General features: G+C 35.3%; 28 protein-coding genes, 1 pseudogene and 1 riboswitch. Of the genes and pseudogenes, 11 read left to right on the forward strand and 18 right to left on the reverse strand.

Annotation, left to right across the window (positions count from 1 at the left end):
• Positions 1–60: 60 nt before the first annotated feature.
• Positions 61–1,377, reverse strand: coding sequence for a sensor histidine kinase (locus J2Z82_RS06765; RefSeq protein WP_209480031.1), 1,317 nt, complete (start codon positions 1,375–1,377; stop codon positions 61–63).
• The gene (locus J2Z82_RS06770) at positions 1,374–2,066 is read right to left on the reverse strand and encodes a response regulator transcription factor (RefSeq protein WP_209480032.1); all 693 of its coding nucleotides are present in this window, start codon (positions 2,064–2,066) and stop codon (positions 1,374–1,376) included. Before J2Z82_RS06770 ends, J2Z82_RS06765 begins: the two co-directional genes overlap by 4 nt.
• Positions 2,067–2,236: 170 nt before the next feature.
• On the opposite strand from J2Z82_RS06770, the gene J2Z82_RS06775 reads away from it, so the two are divergent.
• A complete protein-coding gene (locus J2Z82_RS06775; RefSeq protein ID WP_209480033.1) occupies positions 2,237–3,529 on the forward strand; it encodes a S1C family serine protease in 1,293 nt (430 codons plus the stop codon).
• A 526-nt stretch (positions 3,530–4,055) separates the two neighbouring features.
• The gene (locus J2Z82_RS06780; RefSeq protein WP_209480034.1) at positions 4,056–4,823 is read left to right on the forward strand and encodes a zinc ribbon domain-containing protein; all 768 of its coding nucleotides are present in this window, start codon (positions 4,056–4,058) and stop codon (positions 4,821–4,823) included.
• A 35-nt stretch (positions 4,824–4,858) separates the two neighbouring features.
• Here J2Z82_RS06780 and J2Z82_RS06785 read toward each other — a convergent pair whose 3' ends face one another.
• The gene (locus J2Z82_RS06785) at positions 4,859–5,065 is read right to left on the reverse strand and encodes a zinc ribbon domain-containing protein (RefSeq protein WP_209480035.1); all 207 of its coding nucleotides are present in this window, start codon (positions 5,063–5,065) and stop codon (positions 4,859–4,861) included.
• 51 nt (positions 5,066–5,116) lie between these two features.
• Complete coding sequence (locus J2Z82_RS06790) at positions 5,117–5,701, reverse strand: TetR/AcrR family transcriptional regulator (protein WP_209480036.1); 585 nt, start codon at positions 5,699–5,701, stop codon at positions 5,117–5,119.
• A gap of 150 nt (positions 5,702–5,851) precedes the next feature.
• Between J2Z82_RS06790 and J2Z82_RS06795 the strand changes: the two genes are divergently transcribed.
• Together J2Z82_RS06795 and J2Z82_RS06800 are read left to right on the forward strand one after the other, a co-directional pair.
• Positions 5,852–6,742 carry an ABC transporter ATP-binding protein gene (locus J2Z82_RS06795; RefSeq protein ID WP_209480037.1) on the forward strand — a complete coding sequence of 297 codons (891 nt, stop codon included), beginning with the start codon at positions 5,852–5,854 and terminating at the stop codon, positions 6,740–6,742.
• Positions 6,739–7,545, forward strand: coding sequence for an ABC transporter permease subunit (locus tag J2Z82_RS06800; RefSeq protein WP_209480038.1), 807 nt, complete (start codon positions 6,739–6,741; stop codon positions 7,543–7,545). The genes J2Z82_RS06795 and J2Z82_RS06800 overlap by 4 nt, the downstream gene beginning before the upstream one ends.
• A gap of 97 nt (positions 7,546–7,642) precedes the next feature.
• Here the strand turns inward: J2Z82_RS06800 and J2Z82_RS06805 are convergent, their stop codons facing one another.
• The 5 genes from J2Z82_RS06805 to J2Z82_RS06825 form a co-directional block, all read right to left on the reverse strand.
• A complete protein-coding gene (locus J2Z82_RS06805; RefSeq protein WP_209480039.1) occupies positions 7,643–8,305 on the reverse strand; it encodes a TraR/DksA C4-type zinc finger protein in 663 nt (220 codons plus the stop codon).
• A 714-nt stretch (positions 8,306–9,019) separates the two neighbouring features.
• Positions 9,020–9,556, reverse strand: a complete 537-nt coding sequence (locus tag J2Z82_RS06810) for a PilZ domain-containing protein (protein WP_209480040.1) — start codon at positions 9,554–9,556, stop codon at positions 9,020–9,022.
• A 2-nt stretch (positions 9,557–9,558) separates the two neighbouring features.
• Positions 9,559–10,287: an EAL domain-containing protein gene (locus tag J2Z82_RS06815; protein WP_209480041.1), complete on the reverse strand. Its 729-nt coding sequence runs from the start codon at positions 10,285–10,287 to the stop codon at positions 9,559–9,561.
• 69 nt (positions 10,288–10,356) lie between these two features.
• A riboswitch (cyclic di-GMP riboswitch) is annotated at positions 10,357–10,440 on the reverse strand.
• Positions 10,441–10,478: 38 nt separating this feature from the next.
• Entirely contained in the window at positions 10,479–10,649 is a 171-nt protein-coding gene (locus J2Z82_RS19760; RefSeq protein ID WP_209480042.1) for a response regulator transcription factor, read from the reverse strand.
• On the reverse strand, positions 10,646–10,837 hold the full coding sequence (locus J2Z82_RS06825) for a hypothetical protein (RefSeq protein WP_209480043.1): 192 nt from the start codon (positions 10,835–10,837) through the stop codon (positions 10,646–10,648). The genes J2Z82_RS19760 and J2Z82_RS06825 overlap by 4 nt, the downstream gene beginning before the upstream one ends.
• A 242-nt stretch (positions 10,838–11,079) precedes the next feature.
• Here J2Z82_RS06825 and J2Z82_RS06830 point away from each other — a divergent pair, with 242 nt between their 5' ends.
• Positions 11,080–11,451, forward strand: coding sequence for a YhjD family protein (locus J2Z82_RS06830; RefSeq protein ID WP_209480044.1), 372 nt, complete (start codon positions 11,080–11,082; stop codon positions 11,449–11,451).
• Between the two features lie 400 nt (positions 11,452–11,851).
• Here J2Z82_RS06830 and J2Z82_RS06835 read toward each other — a convergent pair whose 3' ends face one another.
• On the reverse strand, positions 11,852–11,971 hold the full coding sequence (locus J2Z82_RS06835) for a YjcZ family sporulation protein (protein WP_209480045.1): 120 nt from the start codon (positions 11,969–11,971) through the stop codon (positions 11,852–11,854).
• Positions 11,972–12,281: 310 nt separating this feature from the next.
• On the opposite strand from J2Z82_RS06835, the gene J2Z82_RS06840 reads away from it, so the two are divergent.
• Together J2Z82_RS06840 and J2Z82_RS06845 are read left to right on the forward strand one after the other, a co-directional pair.
• Positions 12,282–12,485 carry a hypothetical protein gene (locus tag J2Z82_RS06840; RefSeq protein ID WP_209480046.1) on the forward strand — a complete coding sequence of 68 codons (204 nt, stop codon included), beginning with the start codon at positions 12,282–12,284 and terminating at the stop codon, positions 12,483–12,485.
• Positions 12,486–12,867: 382 nt separating this feature from the next.
• Positions 12,868–13,071: a helix-turn-helix domain-containing protein gene (locus J2Z82_RS06845; RefSeq protein ID WP_209480047.1), complete on the forward strand. Its 204-nt coding sequence runs from the start codon at positions 12,868–12,870 to the stop codon at positions 13,069–13,071.
• A 140-nt stretch (positions 13,072–13,211) separates the two neighbouring features.
• Here the strand turns inward: J2Z82_RS06845 and J2Z82_RS19685 are convergent, their stop codons facing one another.
• On the reverse strand, positions 13,212–13,412 hold the full coding sequence (locus J2Z82_RS19685) for a peptidoglycan-binding domain-containing protein (RefSeq protein WP_342453608.1): 201 nt from the start codon (positions 13,410–13,412) through the stop codon (positions 13,212–13,214).
• Positions 13,413–13,451: 39 nt separating this feature from the next.
• Positions 13,452–13,847: pseudogene (locus J2Z82_RS06850) on the reverse strand (M23 family metallopeptidase); the annotation flags it as partial.
• Between the two features lie 162 nt (positions 13,848–14,009).
• Between J2Z82_RS06850 and J2Z82_RS06855 the strand changes: the two are divergent.
• Genes J2Z82_RS06855 through J2Z82_RS19345 form a run of 3 tightly spaced genes read left to right on the forward strand, consistent with a single transcriptional unit; the run spans position 14,010 to position 15,659 of the window.
• Positions 14,010–14,471 carry an ImmA/IrrE family metallo-endopeptidase gene (locus J2Z82_RS06855; RefSeq protein ID WP_209480048.1) on the forward strand — a complete coding sequence of 154 codons (462 nt, stop codon included), beginning with the start codon at positions 14,010–14,012 and terminating at the stop codon, positions 14,469–14,471.
• Positions 14,461–14,934, forward strand: a complete 474-nt coding sequence (locus tag J2Z82_RS19340; protein ID WP_245251166.1) for a tyrosine-type recombinase/integrase — start codon at positions 14,461–14,463, stop codon at positions 14,932–14,934. Before J2Z82_RS06855 ends, J2Z82_RS19340 begins: the two co-directional genes overlap by 11 nt.
• Before the next feature lie 32 nt (positions 14,935–14,966).
• Positions 14,967–15,659, forward strand: a complete 693-nt coding sequence (locus tag J2Z82_RS19345; protein WP_245251168.1) for a site-specific integrase — start codon at positions 14,967–14,969, stop codon at positions 15,657–15,659.
• 63 nt (positions 15,660–15,722) lie between these two features.
• Here J2Z82_RS19345 and J2Z82_RS06865 read toward each other — a convergent pair whose 3' ends face one another.
• The 4 genes from J2Z82_RS06865 to J2Z82_RS06880 all read right to left on the reverse strand — a co-directional run bounded on the left by J2Z82_RS06865 (position 15,723) and on the right by J2Z82_RS06880 (position 17,456).
• On the reverse strand, positions 15,723–16,181 hold the full coding sequence (locus J2Z82_RS06865) for a GNAT family N-acetyltransferase (RefSeq protein ID WP_209480049.1): 459 nt from the start codon (positions 16,179–16,181) through the stop codon (positions 15,723–15,725).
• Positions 16,181–16,483 carry a hypothetical protein gene (locus tag J2Z82_RS06870; RefSeq protein WP_209480050.1) on the reverse strand — a complete coding sequence of 101 codons (303 nt, stop codon included), beginning with the start codon at positions 16,481–16,483 and terminating at the stop codon, positions 16,181–16,183. Before J2Z82_RS06870 ends, J2Z82_RS06865 begins: the two co-directional genes overlap by 1 nt.
• Position 16,484: 1 nt before the next feature.
• Positions 16,485–17,174: a class I SAM-dependent methyltransferase gene (locus tag J2Z82_RS06875; protein ID WP_342453606.1), complete on the reverse strand. Its 690-nt coding sequence runs from the start codon at positions 17,172–17,174 to the stop codon at positions 16,485–16,487.
• Positions 17,175–17,258: 84 nt separating this feature from the next.
• The gene (locus tag J2Z82_RS06880; RefSeq protein WP_090867773.1) at positions 17,259–17,456 is read right to left on the reverse strand and encodes a cold shock domain-containing protein; all 198 of its coding nucleotides are present in this window, start codon (positions 17,454–17,456) and stop codon (positions 17,259–17,261) included.
• A 306-nt stretch (positions 17,457–17,762) separates the two neighbouring features.
• Here J2Z82_RS06880 and trhO point away from each other — a divergent pair, with 306 nt between their 5' ends.
• Positions 17,763–18,734: an oxygen-dependent tRNA uridine(34) hydroxylase TrhO gene (gene trhO / locus J2Z82_RS06885; protein WP_209480052.1), complete on the forward strand. Its 972-nt coding sequence runs from the start codon at positions 17,763–17,765 to the stop codon at positions 18,732–18,734.
• Positions 18,735–18,795: 61 nt separating this feature from the next.
• On the opposite strand, the gene J2Z82_RS06890 is transcribed toward trhO, so the two are convergent.
• Positions 18,796–20,745 (reverse strand): TRAP transporter permease, encoded by a 1,950-nt coding sequence (locus J2Z82_RS06890; protein WP_209480053.1) that lies wholly within the window; start codon positions 20,743–20,745, stop codon positions 18,796–18,798.
• A gap of 73 nt (positions 20,746–20,818) precedes the next feature.
• A complete protein-coding gene (locus tag J2Z82_RS06895; RefSeq protein ID WP_209480054.1) occupies positions 20,819–21,817 on the reverse strand; it encodes a TAXI family TRAP transporter solute-binding subunit in 999 nt (332 codons plus the stop codon).
• Positions 21,818–21,887 lie beyond the last annotated feature (70 nt).

Consider the following 21,887-nt stretch of genomic DNA (forward strand, 5'->3'; position numbering starts at 1 on the left):
AAAAGTACGCTCCTCTATTATTACGGGGTGAATCAAACTATCCAATTGTAACACAAAAATCTAATTAGTAAAAGAAAGAATAAATTTAGCACCGCCAAGCTTGGATTCGTGTACCATGATTTTCCCGCCTGATTGTTCAATAATAGCTCGTGCAATTGCTAGTCCTAAACCAGTTTCCCCATTATTACCTTTAACAAACCGGTGGAAAATATGTGGAAGTAAATCCTTTGAAATTCCCTCGCCATCATCTTCAATAACAATTGTAGATTTTTCAACAGTTATATCAACACGCGTCTTTGCATGGCGAATCGCATTGAAGGTTATGTTTAATAATGCACGTAGAACCTTTTCCTGATCAACGAACAGGGAGCTTCCTTCATCGACCTCTTGATTAATTGTTATATTTTTTTCATTAACCATTGGTAACGTTCGGTCCATTACTTGATTAATTAGCGTCGAAGTACTTACATTTTGTGGTTGATAAGCTGCTTGTTCACTATCAAGTTTTGCCAAAAGGATCATTTCATTTATAATCATCTTGAGCCGTTTAACTTCCGTGACCATCATATCCAGCCCTTTTTCCTGTTCCTGCTCATCAAAGACCTTGTCGCGTATCCCCTCTGCATAACCTTGTATTGTCATTAGAGGTGTTTTTAATTCATGGCTCGCATTCTGGAAAAAGGCTTGCTGCGAATTTACGTAACGCTGAAGTTCAGATGCCATTTCGTAAACACTTTGCTCCACTTCTTTTATTTCACCGGTTGCTTTGATTGATTCAAGCTCATCAAATTTACGATTTTCTATTTTCTTTAGTTGACCTTTTAATCTGCTTAAAGGCGTTACCAATTTATTCGTTAGGAAATAACTAAGGAATACAGCTGCAATTGCTCCAATTATAAAGACAATCATCAGCCGTTGAAAAAAATCCTGTTGTACTGTCTGTAAATCATTTATCGGTGTTAATAGAATTAATTCCAATCCAGTACTTTCTGGGCTAAATAATATACGGGAAGTGACGAATTTATTATTTCCAATTTCCCATAGCTCCTTTTGATCGTCCGCAAAATTATTATTTGCTGAAAACCCATTTACATACCTCGGTGGCATTGTCGAATCCAGCACACGATTCTGTTTACGATCATATAGGAATAAATCCAAATCCTGTTCATCCAGAAAATCACTGAATCCCTGCAAACTATTCCCTCTGCCATTTTCATTTAGGACCTGAACCAGTAATTCACCATTTTGTTTTAATTCAGCCTGCTCATCCTCAATAAGCATGTCCATAAGTAAAGAGTAGATGACAAGCCCTGTAACAGTAAGCATTACAAGGAGTAACGTAGTAAAAGCCAAGTTAAGCTGTGATTGAAGTTTCATGTCTGATCCTCTTCACTGCGTAAACGATATCCATATCCCCAGACGGTCTCTAATGGAATATCACTCAATTTTTTACGTATTCGTTTAACCAGATCGTCAACAGCTCTATCACTGCCAAAATAATCTTCTCCCCAGATTTTTACTAGAAGTTCCTCGCGCGAAAAAGCACGATTCACATTCTCAGCAAACAATAAGAGCATATCGAATTCTTTGGTAGTCACATCCTGTTCCTCACCACTCCAAAAAATTCTGCGGTCACTCTCATGAATTAACAGATTGTCTACCTTTAACTTGTCATGTCCGACTTCACTCATTTTCACTTGTGGCTGGGAGCGTTTAAACACCCTTTTCACACGTGCAAGTAACTCTCTTGGACTAAATGGCTTTGTTAAGTAATCGTCCCCGCCCAACTCTAGTCCAAGGATTTTATCAATTTCATCGTCTTTGGCAGAAATTATGATAATTGGTACATTACTTTCATTTCTGATTTTTTTACAAAACTCATAACCATCCATACCAGGGAGCATTATATCCAGTATCCACATATCTGGAGGTTGAGTTTCCCAAAGTTCCCAGGCTTTCTCAGCAGAATCCATAACTGTTACATGGAAGCCTTCCTTTTTTAAATAAGCAGAAACGATGTTTTGAATATTCGTATCATCTTCTACTACACCAATGTGATCATTCATGTAATCGCCCCCCTAATCGTCATATTATTGTTATTTATATTTTTACATAATTTAGTATTTGTGAACACTAATAAGCAAATTACACACTTTTTCCATATTTATACCAAATTCATACCAAATATAAAACTTATAATAAGAATTGTACTATACATGAAAAGGGTGATGTTTTTATGGATCGCAACGATAATGATAATAATCAAGAGTTGGAAGAAAACACTTTAGATAAACAAGAACAAAAGACAGAAGCAAGTCCTGGTATTGCAGAAACAGCAAGACAAAATGCTAAACCAAAGCAGGAAAAACCTAAGCAAAAGTCAGGTTTCAAGACACTTATGAGCGGAATTGCTGGGGGTGTGATTTCAGCAGTAATAGTTGCCTTATTATTCACAACAAACATTATTCCTTTAAATCAGCAGGAAGAAAGTGACTCTGCTTCATCAGAAGGCAATGAGCAAACGGCACCTGAAATAGCGGAAACAGTGGCGTCAGACAATTCAAATATAGCTTCCAACATGGATGAGGTTTCTAAGGCCGTCGTTGGGGTTATTAATAAACAGCAACAAAGTGTATGGACCCAAAGCAAACAAGCAGGGGCTGGCTCTGGCATAATTTATAAAGAAAAAGACGGAAAAGCATATGTCGTAACAAATCAGCATGTTGTTGAGGGTGCTGAAGAAGTAGAAGTTGTTTTAAATAGTGACACTCGTATCTCAGCAAAAGTTTTAGGAACAGATTCATTTACAGACTTAGCTGTACTTCAAGTTGATGGTAAAAAAGTAAACACAATCGCTGACCTTGGCTCCTCTAAAAATTTAAAAGTTGGTGACACAGTAGTTGCGATTGGAAATCCACTAGGAATGAATTTCGCCAACTCTGTAACAAAAGGTATAATTAGCGGTCTTGATCGTTCAGTAAGTATTGATACAAATGGTGATGGACAGCCAGATTGGGTTACTGAAGTCATTCAGACTGATGCTGCAATTAACCCAGGTAACAGTGGTGGTGCCCTCATCAATTCTAAAGGTAAAGTAATTGGCATTAACTCTATGAAAATAGCAAAAACATCAGTAGAAGGTATTGGTTTTTCCATACCAATTGATGAAGCACGGCCAATTATGAAACAACTTGAAGAAGATGGTGAGGTAGCACGTCCATTCATTGGAATAAGTACTGCATCAATGGGACAAGTGCCTCCGCAATATCGTGATCAAATCCAACTGCCAGAAAATGTTGAGGGCGGTATGGTAGTCGCCAAAGTCCAGCAAGGATCACCAGCAAGCAAAGCAGAATTGCAACAGTTTGACGTGATTACCAAAATTAATGGGAATAAAATCACATCCATTTTAGATCTGCGAAAATATTTATATAATGAAACAAAGATTGGTGAGTCAGTTGAGCTGGAGATCTACCGGGATGGTGAGCCTCAGAAGATATCGTTAGAGTTAGTCAAACGTGAAAAATAAATACCCCCTTTTAAGACTTGCAGCGATATTCGCTGCAAGTTTTTTATTGTACAGTTTTTTAAAAACTTGACTTATCGCCAATCTGTAAATTGATTTTAGCGGACACAGGAGACGCTATTTCTATATAAAAGTAACTTTCTCGAAGTTATCCGGACACAGAAGCCCTTATTATACATATATCATGGTTATTTAACTGTATTTGTGTGAAATAAGGTCCTTGGTGTCCGCAAACACCACCATTTTCGTGGATTTTTGCCAAATAAGGTCCCTGGTGTCCGCTAACCTGAAATTTGCTATATGAAAAATAATTTTCATGATAGATGGTGACTGCGCATTCAGCAGCCATGATGGTTCCTTAACTGCTAAATAAACATACGCTTTTTGACCTCCTAACAAATGCTAAGTTCTAATTTTCAAAGGTAAATATACAAGGATTTCGCCTATTTATGTCGAATTTATTATATAATGTACTATAATAGTACATGCATTATAATTTAACCTATCAATTTTTAAAGGAAGTGATTCTATGCAATGCTCTTCATGCGGCCAGCAAACAGCTGAAGGAAAGTTTTGTACTAATTGTGGTGCTGAATTAGGCAAGGATGATCGATATGAAGCTGTCGCTGATTCAACTGTCAGCACTTCTCCATCAACTAATCAAAATCCAAACGAAACAGTTGAGAAATTAAAGACTACCGGATCTAATTTTGGCCATTTTTTTGTAACACTCGTTAAAAATCCAAGTGAAGCAAAAAAAGCTAATGGATCCGATATGAGTTCAGGAATAATTACATTTGTATTATTTTCATTAGTAATTGCTTTAAGCTACCATTTAATTCTTAGTACCATTCAAATTGGATTCTTTATGCAAATTACATTTTTGGATAGCTTTATTTTACCATTTATAATTTTCACCATTCTGTACTTACTGATTGCTGGATTAACATTCGCTGGTGCAAAGCTTTCCGTTCAAGCGGTTACGTTTCCTGATGTTATTGCCAAATACGGTGCATATTTAGTTCCGTTTTTACTTTTATTTACTGCAGGAATACTATTCTGGCTAATTGGCATTACATCAATAGCTGGACTGCTTTTACTTTTAAGTATTCTTAGCACTCTGCTTATTGCACCTACATTTATTTTAGTAGAACAGACACCTAATGGATTTGATCGAATTTATGTATTGATTGGGTTACACATTATTATATTATTAGTGTTTGGATTTTTCATACAATCATTCATGGATTCAATGCTTGGAAACTTTATGAACATGATGTTTAATAGCGGTTTTTAAAAGTAGAAAAGCTCCTCAAAACGAGGAGCTTTTGCCTATCCGAAAAAGAGGTCCAGAATATTACTTCCAGATGAACTTTTTTTGTTATAAAACTCCGAATACCCACAATTACTGCATGAAATTACGATGAACTGATTATTTTGTACATCAAACATTTTAGATAGGCCTGTCCCAGTCATAGATACCTCTTTCTGATCGGCATCGGTACTGCCACATTTAATACATCCATCTTTCTCTGCCACCTCTATCAACTCCTTAGTAATTTATACGATATAATTTTAGGATGGTTTCAATTAATTTTGGTCCTTTCCAAATATCCCATAGAAGAAAAGGGTTATAACATCCTCTGTTAACGAAAGCATTTTTGTATTAACTTCTTCACGTTGCATGTATTCCATAAACATTTGTATATAGAAGAAGATAGCATCATTTGATATGTTTGGGTTTACATACCCCAGCCTTTTCCCTTCATCAAAGAATTGGATCATCCTCGGAACAACCTTGTTCGTATAATAATCATTAATATAACTATCTGCTTTATAATACGTCATGAACTCCTTAAAGAATGTCTCACTTATTTGGTTTGCTATTTCACCTTCTTTAAAGATTATCTGTTTAATCTTTTTGTCATACGAAAGGTTACTATCTAATAGTATTTCGTAGTCCCGCCATATCTCCTCAAGGTAATAAACCATAACTGCATGTATAAGATCATCTTTACTGCCAAAATAGTTATAAATAGTAACCTGGGATACATTAGCTTGATCGGCTATTTCTGTTACAGATACCTTTTTAATGCCAAAATCTTTAAACAAAGTTAAGGCAGCAAACAATATTGTATCCTTTTTCCGTTCCTTTCGCCTTTGAAAACCGTCCATGTATTTCACCTCACATTTTTATTTTATTAAAATTTATGTAATAAAACAATTAAAATATTTCATAAACTATTGTAAATGAACGTTATTTTATATATTATGAACTATATAGATAAAAATATTTCATAACTTTTATTACACGGAGATGAGAAAATGCCCATTACAATTAATGGTTTAACCAAAGAATTTTCAAATGGCAAAGGAATTTTTGATATATCATTTACAGTCGCGGATGGGGAGGTATTTGGTTTTCTCGGACCAAATGGTGCAGGAAAATCAACTACTATAAGACATCTAATGGGATTCATGAAGCCAACATCAGGCAGTGTAGAGATTAATCAACTTGATTGCTGGAAAAACAGTGCCGAAATTCAAAAGTCAGTTGGATATTTACCAGGAGAAACGGCATTTTTAGAAGGTATGACTGGAAAAGAATTTCTAAATCTTCTGGCTGGTATGCGCAACATGAAACATACTAAACGCCAAAAGGAATTAATTGAGCGATTTCAGTTCAACGTCAATACACCCATTCGAAAAATGTCTAAAGGAATGAAGCAAAAAGTGGGGATTGTAGCAGCATTTATGCATGATCCAGAAGTACTCATTCTAGATGAGCCAACAAGCGGACTTGATCCATTAATGCAAAGTATTTTTGTTGAATTGATTAGCGAGGAGAAAGATAAAGGGAAAACTATATTAATGTCGTCACACAGTTTTTCCGAGATTGATCGTACAAGTGACCGTGTCGGAATTATTAAGGGTGGAGAACTTGTTGCGATTGAAGAAATACGTAAACTGCAAACCATACAACGAAAAATCTTTGATGTAACAGTAAAATCGGAAGAAGACATTACTATCATTAGAAATAGTCCTCTGGAAGTTTTACAAACGGAACAACTTCGGGTGCAGATTACAGTTCAAGGAGATTATGAGCAGTTTGTAAAGATAATCAGTAACTGTGGGATTAACAGCATTGATGTACATCACCAAAACCTCGAAGATATATTCATGCACTTTTACGAAATGGATGGTGACTCAAAATGAGCAGATCCCTATTTGCTACAATGTTTAAAAATAAGGCCAAAACAGTTATTAGCTTTACACTCGGATCAATCTTTTATTTATCGTTAGTCATCTGGCTATATCCTTCTGTAGCGGATTCTGAAGCATTTGATACCATGTTCAAAGAACTGCCTGAAGGCCTGATGAGTGCCTTTGGATTTAATGAAGGTATCAACAGTTTGAGCGGCTTTGTCGCAGGCGAGTATTATGGACTTTTATTCATTATTATTTTACTTATTTATTGTGTGACAACAGCGACACAACTTATAGTACGTCTAGTTGATCAAGGGTCCATGGCTTACTTGTTATCAAGCGGATTATCACGATCTAAAATTGCCATGACTCAAATAGCTGTAATCTTGTTGGGACTCATCTTTATCATTGTTGTTACTACCATTTCCGGAGTTGTAGGAGCAGATATTTTTATTGAAGAAGACAATTTTAATGCGGCAAATTTCGTTGAGTTAAATATTGTCACATTCTTACTATTCTTTGTAATAAGTAGTTATTGCTTTCTCTTTTCTTGTTTATTTAATGACGAGAAAAAAACACTATCGATAGCAGGTGGTCTTTCATTCGTATTTTTTGCGGTTGATATGGTTTCCAAAATTAGTGATAAATTGGACTGGATGCAAAATTTTACTATTTTTTCAACTTTTAAAGCAACTGAAATTGCTCAAGGGACAGTCAATATAATTCCTATATGCATTGGGCTAGGTGTTGCCGGCATTATACTATATTCCGTGGCTGTATTTATTTTCAATAAACGTGATTTACCATTGTAAATTAGAATTCAAAAATTTCCTTGATGCAGTAAGAAAGTATTTTTATTTTCTTACTGCAAAAAAATTCGTACACAGGAAAAACTTAAGCTGTGTACGACTATTCTTCTTCATATTTCTGATGATTAGGTGTCACTCCTATAAAATCACCGTCCCGGTCAGCTGCAAGATAACTCTCCTCATCCTCGACACTGCCCACATTTTCATCACTGTTTGGATACATTTCATTATAGCTATCCTTTTCACCATAAAAATCGGATGGCGATTCAGATGTACCATACCTGCTTACTTCCTGCCAAGCATCTTCTGCATCGTAACCAGTCTGTTCTTCTTCCGTAACCTCATTAGGATTAATGTTAGGACTAAACACCTGTTCTTCAACAGGGCGATCATCCATGAAGTTATCATGTTCCGCATGTTCCAGACATCGATCTGCGGTAGGAATTGCTTGTAGTCGTTCAAACGAAATATCCTCACCACATTTACTGCAAATACCGTAAGTTCCATCCGCAATAGCATGAAGGGCGGCATTGATATCTTCGAGTTCTTTTTCAGCATGTTCATTCAGTGCTATATCTTTTCCCCGTTCAAACATCTCTGTTCCTTGATCTCCAGGGTGATTATCGTAATTTGACAATTCACTCATTGATTCTTTTATCAATTCGAGGTTAGTACCAAAATGATCTTGCACATGATTGATTAATTCTGATTGTCGTTCCGATAGAGCTGCTTTACATTGATTAAGTTGATTGTTATTTATCACAGCAGTCAGCCTCCATTCATGTAATTAAAATTGGCTCGCTTACTATACTATGTGAAAAAACATAAAGGTTGATACTTTATTTTGCCTCCCAAATCATGTCAATTCGGCATATGATTTTTTGCGTTTTCACGAAATTTCAATTTGCGCGTAATTAACTTATTTCTGAACACTATTACTTAACAAATATTATTCATGATTTCGTTTATTTATTTTTATTTGTGAGTTTTATGTGATTTTTAATCCAGTATATACTGACTCTGAATTTCATAAGATAGGGAAATTTTAGATACTGATGAACCGTTTTATTTTAACGTGGAGATGTCGGATAGGGAAAAAGATTTAGCAATTGATTCGTTACTTAGAGCAGTATTAGGTTTTGCTGAAACCGGAGAAGTAACTAACGATTCTTTAGACTATATCGAATCTAAATTTTATTATGCGTACTACAATATTACATAAAAAGAAGTACATCCATAATAGAAAATTATCCATTAAAATAACCCCTCATATGAGGGGTTATTCTATCCAAGCACCAGTTATGTTATCGAGTGGAACAATATCATTATCTATTTTCAAACAATTATTAAGTACGTCAACTGTTAGTATTTTCCCTTTAACCTTATGATAAAACATTAATTCGTATTATATCATAAAAAAAAGCCATTAACATCCTAGCTTTTATCAATACCTTGTATAAATTTCATTGAATTCTCATCAAGAAATTTTCCTCTGTCTTCTTTCTGCTTCTATTTGATGTAACTTTACTATCAGTTTTTGTTGCTCTTTCGTTGTGGCCTCAAAAAATTGAATCCCATAGGAAATCATCTTACTTTTGACATGTTCTTCTTTTCTAACAATGTAACCATTGAAGGAAAATAAATCATCTTTCAATTCAAATTCCACTCTAATTTTTATTTTATATTTGACTGGAAGGTTATACTCACTATCTAGCTTCAAACCAGTTGAGCTTATATTCTCTATAGTAGTAGCTATTTTATTATTTTCGAGCTTTTTCATTTTTTCGTTTTCAATTCTTAGAAAAGTTACTTCACAAGGTAGTTGGGAAATTTCTATCCTGAAATCTCCTCTCAAGTTATTTTTTTGTACTGCGGGTTGTTTTTTCAAGTCATTGATTTCTTTTTTTAATGATGCAATTTTACCTCGCTGATTATCTACAATCTTACAACCATATATACATACCAACCCTAGAAATACACTTAAAGCTAAAACATATATTAATAAGGTGTTCATTTCTACCTCACTCCCCCAACAGATAATCCCTCAGGTTTACCAAGAATATAACCCTGTGCAAATTGTATTCCTAATACTTTAGCAATTGCCAATTCAGTTGGTGTTTCAATTCCTTCTAAGATTAGCTTAATATTAAATTTTATACAGTAGGAAACTATATTCCTTACTAATTCTTGCTTTTCCTCAATTTCATCTATCTTATGTGAAAAATATCTATCCAATTTAACAATATCTGGCTTTAATTCAATCAATTTCTTAATATCATCTGGTCCTTTTCCAAAGTCATCTAGGGCAATTTGAACCCCCGTTTTTTTTAAAAGACTGATAACTTTTTTTAATGACTCAACGTCCTCTATTATTTCGGTCTCGCTTATTTCTAACACAATTGAACTTAATATTTTTTTAAAGTGCTCATCCTGAATAAATGCTACAAATTTGGGATTTAGCAATGTAGACGGAAAAACATTAGCGTATAATTTAGCACCATTATTAATCTGCATAAATTGAAAATAATTCGTCATAGCCTTTTTTAGTGAATGCGTATCCAACTCAAATAGTCGACTAACATTACTTGCATCCTTAAAAGCATTTAAAGGGTTGTCATAACCTGCTGATCTAAATAGTACTTCGAAACCACACGTTTCCCAGTTAATTAAGTCATATATTGGCTGATAATGGTGATGAAATTTCATATAATTAATCTTGGCTACTGAATCACTTTGAGCAACCATTAACTTCCCTCCCTTAAATAAAAAAAAGCACCCCCGCTGAACAGAGACTACTTAATATGTCTCAAATCCTTCGGTATCCCGGCTGCCATAGATTTCTCTTTAGGCCCGTGGCTTTGCGTACCCTATTTTTCAACAAGGTTGCCATTATCGGAAAATGAAATATGTTGTTTATAGTTTTGGATATAAGGAGACTATTTACATTTCAATATAAGATCAACCTTATTTTTAACTTCCAATTTACTATATATTTGTTTCATGTGCGCTTTGACAGTATTGATTGAAATATTAATTTCCTTAGAAATTTGCTTTGAACTGGAACCTACTTTTAACAAATCTAAAATTTGACTTTCTCGATTAGTCAATTGTTTTTTTTTACCTCAAAATCGCTTTCCGTATCCTTGGAGTAGGCTATAAAAGTATTCTTAATATTTTCTAATCTCATTATTTGATTTTCATCGGTATCGTCTTTATCCTCAATTGTTAAATCAATAGCATAAATAATATCAACTACTTCCTGGTCCGAAAACTGGTATGATTCGACAAATTTCATGTTATTTCCTCCTATTCTTCCAAAAATTTCATTAAAACTAGATTACTATATCACAGTATAAATATGTATTACCCATAATAGCTATTTTTCTATTCTTAAGGATTATATTCGTATATTTTAAACTGAAAGGTGATTTTTAGTTAATACTCCCTAAAATTACCTTTTACGAAAATAATCCTTAGATAACTAACACCCATCTATGCATAATAAGAACAAATGTTCGTTATAAGGTGGGTGTTTTAATGAATAAAGAAGTGATTGCCAGTTACGTAACTATCCCAATGGCTATAAAAGTACTTCAGCAAGATTGTGAGGTATTTAATGACTTTAAAATGTATCGCATTTATCTGAGTAAAATTGATGCGGTTATGGATCAATTGCAGCATGATTTCAACGCAACCAAGAAACACTTGTATACTGTCGATTATGTAAAGATAAGTTGTATAGAAAAAGGCGATACCATGAAATACAATGTGTGTGGTAATGGGATGAATAAAGTTTTTGAATTTACTCCTAGTGAATTAAGAAGTTTAACGAGTGAACTTATGCGGGATTATCTGTACGGAGATAAAGCGATTTTTTCTGAATTAAAGGAAGATACTTGGATGAATTAAACCCTGTTATGAGGGCTTTTTTTGTTTGAATGCGAATAAATTTAATTATTTTCAATTTAAATACCACCAAACGCCCTTCGCAAACGATAGTGGTTATAGGAGGGGATAAGCAATGGAAAAGGAAAAGAAACTTGTGGTGACAATAATGTCCAGGTGATGGGTGGCGTAAATACTCTAGGAAACAAATATTGGCGTATTGTAAAGACTCCATTACTATAAAAACCCAAGGTATCACTAATTGGGCGAAACTAGGGTGAAAGAGAATTTCGTGAGATATGGCTTTGCGTTTAACATAATTAAAACAGCAGTATATGGATCCGTACATTGGTATAAGAGGGGAGGGAAGAGGGGTGGCAGTCTTCCCTATCTCAATTCAATCTTTTTCTCAAGTGTAAGGTTTTTAATAATAGTCTTTTTTCACAAAAGAAGCACCTACAATAATTAACAATATAAAAAGAACAACGATTAACTCAAAATTGTTATCCCTCTTTTTATCAAAACCGCCAAAAAAGTCACTCATTTATGATTCCTCCTTTCAAAATAGCCTTACCTTATATTATGTTGAAGGGGTTAAGATTGTTTGTACAAATACCTAGGGTTCGACCGATGTCAAATACAGTCAAAGGTAGAAAAAGTGATGTTGGAAAAAAATTGATACATTTAGGTGTAAAATGTAATAATTTAAAACTGTAACAACAATACCTCAATAATTGTTGTTACTCCTAAAAGATTTAAGCCATAGTTAAATGCTATGGCTTTTTATTTTAACCTAATCTTTGGTAAAATTTTCTGTATCAAATGTAATCCAACAAGAGAGGACGATCGATAATATGAAAAACATATTAGAAGTTGCCCAGGAAAATAATCTTAACCTAATTGAAGTCAGCATCCTGGTTGAACTTAATAAGAATTATCCCCAAACAATAGCTATTGAAGAAGTAACAAATGATGGACAAGTAAGAGAAAATATAAACAATTTAATACAAATAGGGTTTGTCGAGGAAAGATTTCAAAAGTATAGGATTAAGAAGTGAATATGATATTAATAACCTTTCACGAATTTATGTGAGTAATTCTTATATATTTATTCATTTTGTTTGTCACATTTTCGTCACAAAAGTCGTTGGAAAAATATTGATACACTAAAGTGTAAAATGTAATAATTAGTAACTGTAACAACCATACCTCAACTTAAGTTGTTGTTACTCCAAAAAAATAGGCCATAGTTTAATACTATGGCTTTTATAATTTAATTTAATAAAAAACACGTAAGCAATAATAAGTATACAGAGGATTAGACGCTTGTATTTTGTGACTTTAGCTATATTATATAATGAAAAAGGATTATAAACTAGGTACCAAAATCAAAAGATTTTTTTACAGAGTAAGAATAAAATATCACAAAAGGAGAGTGTTATGGATCGTCATTTATTTAAGAACATTCGAGAGTTAAACGGATTATCACAGTACGAAATGGCAGCCAAGATTGAAGTTAGCCGGTCACTAGTGGCAAAGGTTGAAACTGGTGATAGGGGATTAACGCTAGATATAGTTAAGAAGGTTAAACAGGAGTTTGGCGTCAAACATATCGAGCAAGTTCGGGATGTAATGGGACACTGAGAGGTATATAACCCCACCTTTAATAGATGAGGTTTATTTGTATATTTTTAAATCAAATGGCAATAGTAATTAAAGGAAGAGGGCTTACATAAGCCTCTCCCCTCTCTTCCGACCTCTTCCTCGAGAAGGGGTCTTTTTTATTAAAACATTACATTCCACGTTTCAGGACCAACTATTCCATCAATCTGTAATCCATGTCTAAGCTGATAATCTCGAACTGCTGCTTCTGTAATCGGTCCATATATACCATCAGGCTTAACACCTACTGCACGTTGAATGCGCTCTACGTCAATACCAGTATCTACATACCCTTGTCCGATATAATGCCCCGGATAAGGCACGATTGCTTCTTTACTTACAGATTTATTAGAATATAAATCCTTCCCAATATAATCTACAGGATCCGCTGCGTTTGTCTTATCAATGTTCCAGTTACCGCCTTTATGCAATTCGAAATGTAGATGCTGACCAGTAGAATGTCCGGTATTACCCATGACACCAATCTGTCACCCTGCTTAACATGGTCACCAACGTGAACTCTACGTGTACCACTTTGCATATGAGCATAAACTGTTTCCCATGTATCGCCATTCAATCATAATACATTCACCATATGAGCTTGATAAATAGGAACATCTCACCTTACCTGTAGCCGCAGCATAAATCGGATGATAACCACCGTCTGCAAAATCTGTACCGTTATGGTCTGAACGGTGACTTGTCCTAAAATCACTTGTTACTCTTTTTGTATCTGTTGGATTATTAAATGTTGTCATCTGTAAGATTGATTTATAGCGCGGCAACTGACGATAATTATGAAGATATTGGTAAAGAAATCGACTTTGAGACGCAACTAGAGAAATAAAAAACTAAGGTGTGCATATAATTGTACACCCTATTTTGTAAACTAAATACGAACATACATTCTATTTTAGAGGGTGGTCATCATTAGGTATACACATTTAGAAGATTCTGTTCGTGATTTGTACAGGCATTTAAAAATACAATCGCCGCAAGAATTAGGAATCGATGTTATTGCAAGAAAATTGAATCTTAATGTCTTATATGGTGGCGTTAGCTTACGTTTTGGAAATGATTTTGTAATCAAGAAGTCTACTAAACAAAAGGAATGGCAATTGTTTGGGCATGAAGTTGGTCACTATCTCAGACACTATGGAAATCATTTAGTGATGCATTATTTATTCATGGATCTTCAAGAACTCCAGGCGAACCACTTTGCTTATCATTTTTGTATTCCGACTTTTATGCTGCAAGATTTATATGACCTAAATGTCTATCAAGTTATGAATCTATTCAATGTAGAATATGAGTTTGCCCAAACAAGATTATCAATGTACCAGAACAAATTAATTATGGGAGGTAATCACGTTGCATTGTAGTAAAACTAAGACTAAAAACGGGCAAGTAAGATGGGTATGTGTAGAAGATAGTCCACGGGATTCTGCAACTGGTAAACGCAAACAAATAACAAGGAGAGGAAAAACACAAAAAGAAGCTAAAAAACGAGTTGAGACTGCAATAAAAGATGAATTAGAAACTGGTATAAATCATAAAGAAACAAAAGACATGACCTTTGATAAATTAGCAGATGAATGGCTGGAAATGTATAAGCTGACAGGTGTTAAAAAAAGCACGATCAATACCAGGAAGGTGGAATTAAAAGCCTTGAACGATCATATAGCAAAAGCTCAGGTCAGCAAAATAGATCATTTTATGTATCAAAAGGTCATTAATGATATAGCTGTAGAGCGTACTGAAAACTATGTTCGTGGTGTGAATGTATGCGCTAATATGGTTTTTAAGTTCGGCGTCAAAAGTAAAATAATAAAGCTTCAGATGTAACAATACCGAAAAAGAGGAAAACGGTTGAGGATTTGCAAAAAGATAAAATTGAGGAAAAAGATTGGGAAAGAGAAGAATTAGACGCATTTTTAACAGCTACTTTAAAACACGGATTACGACTAGACAAAGAGCGATTTTATACACTGGCCTTTTCGGGTCTACCTGTAGGTGAATTATGCGCTTTAAAGAAAAGTGACTTAGACCTTGAAAACAACATTATAAGTGTGACGAAAACAATCAATAGCAAAAATGACAACATGAGAGAATATGATATCACAACACCAAAAAACGACATATCTGTTCGTAAAGTAGAAATGGAAAAACCGATAATGGATATGCTGCGTGATTTAATAAGAAGAAACGATACTCATAAAATGAAGTACCGTTTACAAATGGAAGATTTTCATGATGGAGATTTTGTATTTTCTAGGGAGAATGGATATCCTTATTTTGGTATTGATGTGAATAGCAGAATCAACCGAATGCTCAAGAAAGCAAAAATTAACAGGCACGCATCATCTCATATATTCAGGCACACACATATTTCGATGTTAACTGAAGCTGGAATCGATTTACCGACTATCATGAATCGAGTTGGTCATAAAGGTCCGAAAACTACGTTAGAAATTTATACACACGTTACTAACAAGATGATGAAAAAAGCATCTGAAAAAATCAATCATGCATATGGTGATTTGCTTGAAAATATATCTTTATTAAAATAGATGTGACTTTAATGTGATTTTTTGAGTATTTTTCACATCAAAGTCACCGAAAGTGTTGTCACATCAACAGGTAATATTGTCTTTATCCCAAACCATGTCAATATGGGGAATTCCATCCTCCAAATAAGAATCTGTAACCTGTTTAAAACCGAGCCCTGAGTAAAATTTTTTCAAGTATTCCTGTCCTTGAATCTTAATCCTTTTTTCATTCCACTCGTTTAATACATAATCTATTGCCTTTTGCATAATTTGCTGGGCATATCCTTGGTGGCGAAATTTCTCTGCAACTGATACACGGCCTATTGAAACTTCCTCGTACTTGGAATCACTTGGAAGTATACGGACATTTGCGGCAAACTCACCATTTATTTTCAAAAAATAGTGTAGTGCAAGTTGGTCATAATTATCTAGTTCAGGATATGGACAGTCTTGTTCAACTACAAAAATATCCACCCTTAATTTCAACAATCCGTATAATTCATCATTCGTTAGTTCATCGAATGTCTTTATTGACCATTCCACTATCTTTTCACTTCCTTATCAATTTCTTCTTGAACTATAAAGGCCAATTCATCATTACCAAACAGCTGCAGTACATTAAGTACCGTTTGACTTGGAATTTCTTCAGATTCCTTCTTGGGTACAGTTAATTCTAATGCTTCTCTAAGTGCATCATTTTTCGATTGTGAAGGGTACGCTTTTTCATACAATGATTTAGGGTCAAGGTCATTGTTTATACACCACTGCGCATAAATTAAAATCATCATTTTCTCATCATGCTGATAACTTTCAATTACTTGTTGCTCAACTTCTTTTTTATCCATATTATTCACCTACTTTTCGCAGAATAAATACCCACAGAAATGTTAAAGCCTGCTTAAGCTCCAGGGGTAAATCCTTATAGTGATGCTCTTTTACTTCTTCTTTGAAAACACCAAATCCATCAACATACTGTAAATCATTTTCAGATGCAAGTTTCTGAAATTCCCAAGGCATCATCGTATTACATATAGCTTTTTTACCTTGAAGACGGGGATAACTATTTGTTCTTGGTCCTGCTGTCGGCCCAAGAATGCCAACGCACAGTAAACCATCTTTTTTAAGAACTCGATGAAGCTCACGTACAGCCTTCTCAGGAAATTCCGTCCATTCCAGAACATTAATTGCCATAATACCATCACAGCTATTAGTGTCAAACGACAGTTCCCCGGCATCTCCTTGCATAAATTCTATTTCTTCTTTATCTAACCGTAGTTTTGCCCGTGCAATCATTTCAGTTGAAAGATCCATTCCTACTACATTATATCCTGACTTATGTAATTTGTAGGATCCATAACCATCTCCACATCCAATATCAATAATAGTACTCCCTGCTTTTAAATGCTTCTTTATAAAAGGAACGATATCTTTTCTGCTGCCATTATCCCACATATTTGTACTACGTTCATTCCAAAAAGCTGCACGGTCATCCCACTGAGCTTCAGCTTCTTTTTGCCAATTAAATGAATCTGCCACAAAATCCCTCCAATTAAGAATACTTTCAGTATAAACTAAAAAAAGGTTTACCTCACGAAGAGATAAACCTTTTTGTATCATCTATTATAGACGTGTTACGTTAGCTGCTTGTGGTCCACGGTTACCTTCAACGATTTCAAATTCAACGTCTTGACCTTCTTCAAGAGTTTTGAAACCTTCTGCATTGATTGCTGAGAAATGTACGAATACATCGTCTCCGTCTTCGCGTTCGATGAAACCGAATCCTTTTTCAGCGTTAAACCATTTTACTTTACCAGTCATTAAAATGACCTCCCTATATACAAATATCGTGCAAAGTAATTGAATCATAAATACTTTTACACCACTTTGATAAAGAGATCGTAAAGTATTACAAACTTCAATTTCCTATTGCACTTATTACTTTACCCTTTCCAGAAATAAAAAGCAAGTAATTTGATAAATTATTTTCTCCAAGGTTTTACTTCAAAAGCCATAGTTGAAAATATCTAAATAAATTGGTAAACTATTATCTTGCAAGAATATAAAAAAATACCGACTACCAAACATTTATATCTTGCAAATATGAATGACAGGTGGTAATTAAAAATGATAAACAGTAAGGAGTACCAAGTATTACTGTACTACAAGTATATCCAAATTGAAGACCCTGAAGAGTATGCTACGGAGCATCTCCAATTTTGTAAGGATCTTGATTTAAGAGGACGTATTCTGGTGGCTGAAGAAGGCATCAATGGAACAGTATCTGGAACAATAGAACAAACAGAGAAGTACATGGAAGCAATGCATAATGATCCGCGCTTTGCTGATATGACATTCAAAATTGACGAACATGAAGGACATGCATTCAAAAAAATGCATGTACGTCCACGAAATGAAATAGTATCACTCCGTTTAGAGGATGACATTAATCCTAAACAAACGACAGGCAAATATTTCGAACCAGAGGAATTTTTTGAAGCAATGCAGGATGAGAACACTGTTGTCCTGGATGCACGCAACGATTATGAGTATGATCTTGGGCATTTCCGTGGAGCTATCCGCCCAGACATTGAAGCATTCCGTGAATTACCTGAGTGGGTGGAAAAAAATAAACACCTCATCGAAGGAAAACGTGTATTAACATATTGCACTGGCGGAATTCGTTGTGAAAAGTTCTCCGGCTGGTTAGTCAAAGAAGGCTTTGAAGACGTTGCGCAGCTGCATGGCGGAATTGTATCATATGGGAAAGACCCTAATGTACAAGGAGAACTTTGGGATGGTCAATGTTATGTTTTTGACGAGCGAATCTCCGTACCCATTAATAAAAAAGAACACGTTGTAGTCGGCGTGGATTATTTTGATGGTCAGCCATGTGAACGTTATGTTAACTGTGCTAATCCTGAATGCAATAAACAAATTCTTTGCTCAGAAGAAAATGAGCATAAATATATGCGCGGCTGTACACCAGAGTGCCGTATTAGCCCTCGAAATATGTATGTGAAAGAACATGATTTATCCGAGGAAGAAATTCAGGAAAGACTTGCAGCACTTGAAGAGGATATAAAGCAAGAAGCTTAATTACAATATAAAAAGGCAGGTGAGAAAATCTCACCTGCCTTTTTTTATCCCCAAAATTTTTCTAAGATGTTTGCTGCTTCTTTTTATCTGATTTATTTTGAAGGTATTGCATTGTTGTAACAACTCCAAATACCACTAAGCCTAATAATGAAAATTTGATATCTGGATATACTAGAAGTAATCCTCCAATTATTAAAACAATTCGTTCAATCCGATTTAATGTTTTTACATAATATCCTATCAGACTTGAACTAATTGCAGCCATTCCAAGCATTGCTGTAATAACAGCTATCGATACATTTGTTACATTCGCATCTGCTTGCAATAACAGGATCGGCTGCGAAACAAACATATATGGAATAATAAATGCTGCAATCGCTAGCTTAACAGCAGTTACACCAGCTTTCATTGGATTCGCTTTTGCTATCCCTGCCCCCGCATATGCAGCTAAACAAACAGGCGGTGTAATATCAGCGACGATTCCAAAGTAAAATACAAACATATGAACAGCAATTACTGGTACATCAAATGCCAGTAGTGCAGGTGCTGCCATTGTTGCTGTTACTACATAGTTTGCAGTGGTTGGCAGTCCCATGCCTAGAATAATACATGCTACCATGGTAAATACCATTACAAGGAAGAATTGACCTTGTGCAAGATCGATTATTCCACCAGCAATCTTTGGACCCAATCCTGTTGTTGTTACAGTCCCGGCAATAATACCCGCAGTAGCACAAGCTGCAATTACTGGCAAAGCTGTCCTGGCACCTTCTTCTAGCAAATTAACAATACCTTTAAACGACATTCTAGTATCTTTTCTAAAGAAACTAATGATAAATGCAACAAATATTGCAAATAAAGCCGCGAAAGTTGGTGTATATCCAGCAAGCAAGAATCCAACAATTATGACTAGTGGTGCAAATAAATCTAGCCTCTTAATAAGATTTTTCGTATTAGGTAATTGTTCCTTAGCAAGACCTAATATGCCCTGCTTTCTAGCCTCAAAATGTGTACCCATGAACAAACCAGAGAAATAAAGAACTGCCGGAATAATAGCAATTAAAATTATTTCATTATATGGAACCCCAGTATAAGATGCCATAATAAATGCAGCAGCACCCATGATCGGTGGCATTATTTGTCCACCAGTAGAAGCTGCAGCCTCAGTTGCAGCAGCAAAGTGCGGTTTAAATCCTGCATTTTTCATCATAGGAATAGTAAATGAGCCTGAGCCAACTGTATTAGCTACCGAACTACCACTTACCATACCTTGAAGCCCACTTGCTGCAACAGCAGCTTTAGCAGTCCCACCAGTGTATTTACCTGTTAAACGCAACGCAATATCATTAAAAAATTGGCCGATGTTTGTTTTTACCAAGATTACTCCAAAGAAGAGGAATAAATAAATGTATGTGGATGAAATTTGTATAGGGATACCAAAGATGGAGCTTGAACTAAAGAACATTTCAGTTGCAAGAGACGGCCAATCATAACCAGCGTGTCCAATAATTGGAATGTACTGACCAAATAAACCATAAAGCAAGGCAAGTATTGCAATTATAACTATAGGTAGTCCAACAACACGTCTAGTAGCTTCTAGCAATAAAATTATTCCAGCTGTTGCTACGATTTGATCAAGCGCTGTGAAACCAAATATAATCGCTTCATTAATCAGATGATCATAATTGTAAATAATATAGTAATTTGATAGAAGTGCAGCTATGGCTAATAGGGCATCATACCATGGAACCCCTCTACGTTTAGTCATAGATGGCTTTATCGGGTATAACAAATATACCAGACTCAAGCCTGCACCAAGATGTATTGCCCCTTGAATTAAGGAAACCTTGGATCCATAAAACGCAGTGTAAAGCTGGAAAATAGTTAAAGCAGCACCAATTATAAGGGTAATCCACCCCCAAGGTCCGAGATTAGTACGGAAAGCACTTTCTTTGTCGTATTTAGCCATCAGCTCATGCTTGTCGATTTCTTCTGTATTCTGATCAGCCATCGCTTCCCCCTCCATTTCTTCCTGTCTATGTATTGAGGAGAAAAAACCGGACTAAATTGTCCGGTTTTTTCTATTACTCAATAATACCGACTTCTTTAAAGTACTTTTCTGCACCTGGGTGTAGTGGTAAATCACTAGCACCAGTTAGTGCGCTATCTTCTGTTATTAATTTTGCCTGTTCAATAGTCATGGCATCGGTTTCTTCAAATAACGTTTTGGTTATTTGGTAAGCAAGGTCTTCACTTACCTGTTCTGTAGAACCTAGCAGTAACGCCATAGCAGTTACTGTTTGAACTGGTTCTTCCTGCCAGTCATATGTTCCTGCTTCAACTGTATATGCTTCATATTGACTGTTATCAACTACTTCTTGCAAAGCGTCTCCCTCAATATCAAGGAATTTAACTTCTTTTGTAGCGTTAGCAAGCTCGTCTGTTGTTGAAGATGGAACACCTACAACTGCAAAGGAAGCGTCGATTGTGCCATTTTGTAACTTACTCTTGGCATCGCCAAATCCTTCTTCATAAGCTTCGTAATCGCCTTCTTCAATGCCATATGCACTTAAGACCATCTCTGCTGCTTCACGAGTTGCTCCACCTGGAGGTCCGATTGCAACTTTTTTACCTTTTAATTCTTCTATTGATTCGATTCCTGTTGAATCAAGTGTTACTACTTGTAACCCCTCTGGATATAACGAAGCGATTACACCTACTTTATCAGTAGTCTTTCCTTCAAACTCTCCTGTTTGATCGTTAGCATTGATCATTGTGGTATTCTGTGCTATACCTAGTTGAAAATCACCTGATTGTATCTTTGCGATATTCTCAACTGAAGCACCTGATTCCACCGAACTAACATCAAAGCCATCTACATCAATATTGTCCTTAAATAGATTTGCCATTTCACCGCCAAGTGGATAGTAAACACCACCAACACTGCCAGTTCCCATGGTTAGGTTGGTCATAGTTCCATCAGAGTCTCCTCCGCCTGAACCTTCACCACTGTCGCCACACGCACTTATTACCATGCTTATGGCAAGAATTAAAATTAACGAGAATAGAGTTCTTTTTCTCAAAGTAACTCCCCCTTTTAAATTATTTTTTATTTAAACCATATTAGCAAAACCAATATGTTTCAAACCAGAA

Origin of the sequence: Virgibacillus litoralis, assembly GCF_017873675.1 — a bacterium.
GTDB lineage: Bacteria > Bacillota > Bacilli > Bacillales > Amphibacillaceae > Lentibacillus > Lentibacillus litoralis.

Bases quoted from the DNA above. Each gene is read 5' to 3' on its own strand.
- J2Z82_RS06765 (WP_209480031.1), bottom strand. From the start codon at position 1,377: ATGAAACTTCAATCACAGCTTAACTTGGCTTTTACTACGTTACTCCTT.
- J2Z82_RS06770 (WP_209480032.1), bottom strand. From the start codon at position 2,066: ATGAATGATCACATTGGTGTAGTAGAAGATGATACGAATATTCAAAAC.
- J2Z82_RS06775 (WP_209480033.1), top strand. From the start codon at position 2,237: ATGGATCGCAACGATAATGATAATAATCAAGAGTTGGAAGAAAACACT.
- J2Z82_RS06780 (WP_209480034.1), top strand. From the start codon at position 4,056: ATGCAATGCTCTTCATGCGGCCAGCAAACAGCTGAAGGAAAGTTTTGT.
- J2Z82_RS06790 (WP_209480036.1), bottom strand. From the start codon at position 5,701: ATGGACGGTTTTCAAAGGCGAAAGGAACGGAAAAAGGATACAATATTG.
- J2Z82_RS06795 (WP_209480037.1), top strand. From the start codon at position 5,852: ATGCCCATTACAATTAATGGTTTAACCAAAGAATTTTCAAATGGCAAA.
- J2Z82_RS06800 (WP_209480038.1), top strand. From the start codon at position 6,739: ATGAGCAGATCCCTATTTGCTACAATGTTTAAAAATAAGGCCAAAACA.
- J2Z82_RS06810 (WP_209480040.1), bottom strand. From the start codon at position 9,556: ATGAACACCTTATTAATATATGTTTTAGCTTTAAGTGTATTTCTAGGG.
- J2Z82_RS06815 (WP_209480041.1), bottom strand. From the start codon at position 10,287: ATGGTTGCTCAAAGTGATTCAGTAGCCAAGATTAATTATATGAAATTT.
- J2Z82_RS06825 (WP_209480043.1), bottom strand. From the start codon at position 10,837: ATGAAATTTGTCGAATCATACCAGTTTTCGGACCAGGAAGTAGTTGAT.
- J2Z82_RS06830 (WP_209480044.1), top strand. From the start codon at position 11,080: ATGAATAAAGAAGTGATTGCCAGTTACGTAACTATCCCAATGGCTATA.
- J2Z82_RS06835 (WP_209480045.1), bottom strand. From the start codon at position 11,971: ATGAGTGACTTTTTTGGCGGTTTTGATAAAAAGAGGGATAACAATTTT.
- J2Z82_RS06840 (WP_209480046.1), top strand. From the start codon at position 12,282: ATGAAAAACATATTAGAAGTTGCCCAGGAAAATAATCTTAACCTAATT.
- J2Z82_RS06845 (WP_209480047.1), top strand. From the start codon at position 12,868: ATGGATCGTCATTTATTTAAGAACATTCGAGAGTTAAACGGATTATCA.
- J2Z82_RS06870 (WP_209480050.1), bottom strand. From the start codon at position 16,483: ATGGATAAAAAAGAAGTTGAGCAACAAGTAATTGAAAGTTATCAGCAT.
- J2Z82_RS06880 (WP_090867773.1), bottom strand. From the start codon at position 17,456: ATGACTGGTAAAGTAAAATGGTTTAACGCTGAAAAAGGATTCGGTTTC.
- trhO (WP_209480052.1), top strand. From the start codon at position 17,763: ATGATAAACAGTAAGGAGTACCAAGTATTACTGTACTACAAGTATATC.
- J2Z82_RS06890 (WP_209480053.1), bottom strand. From the start codon at position 20,745: ATGGCTGATCAGAATACAGAAGAAATCGACAAGCATGAGCTGATGGCT.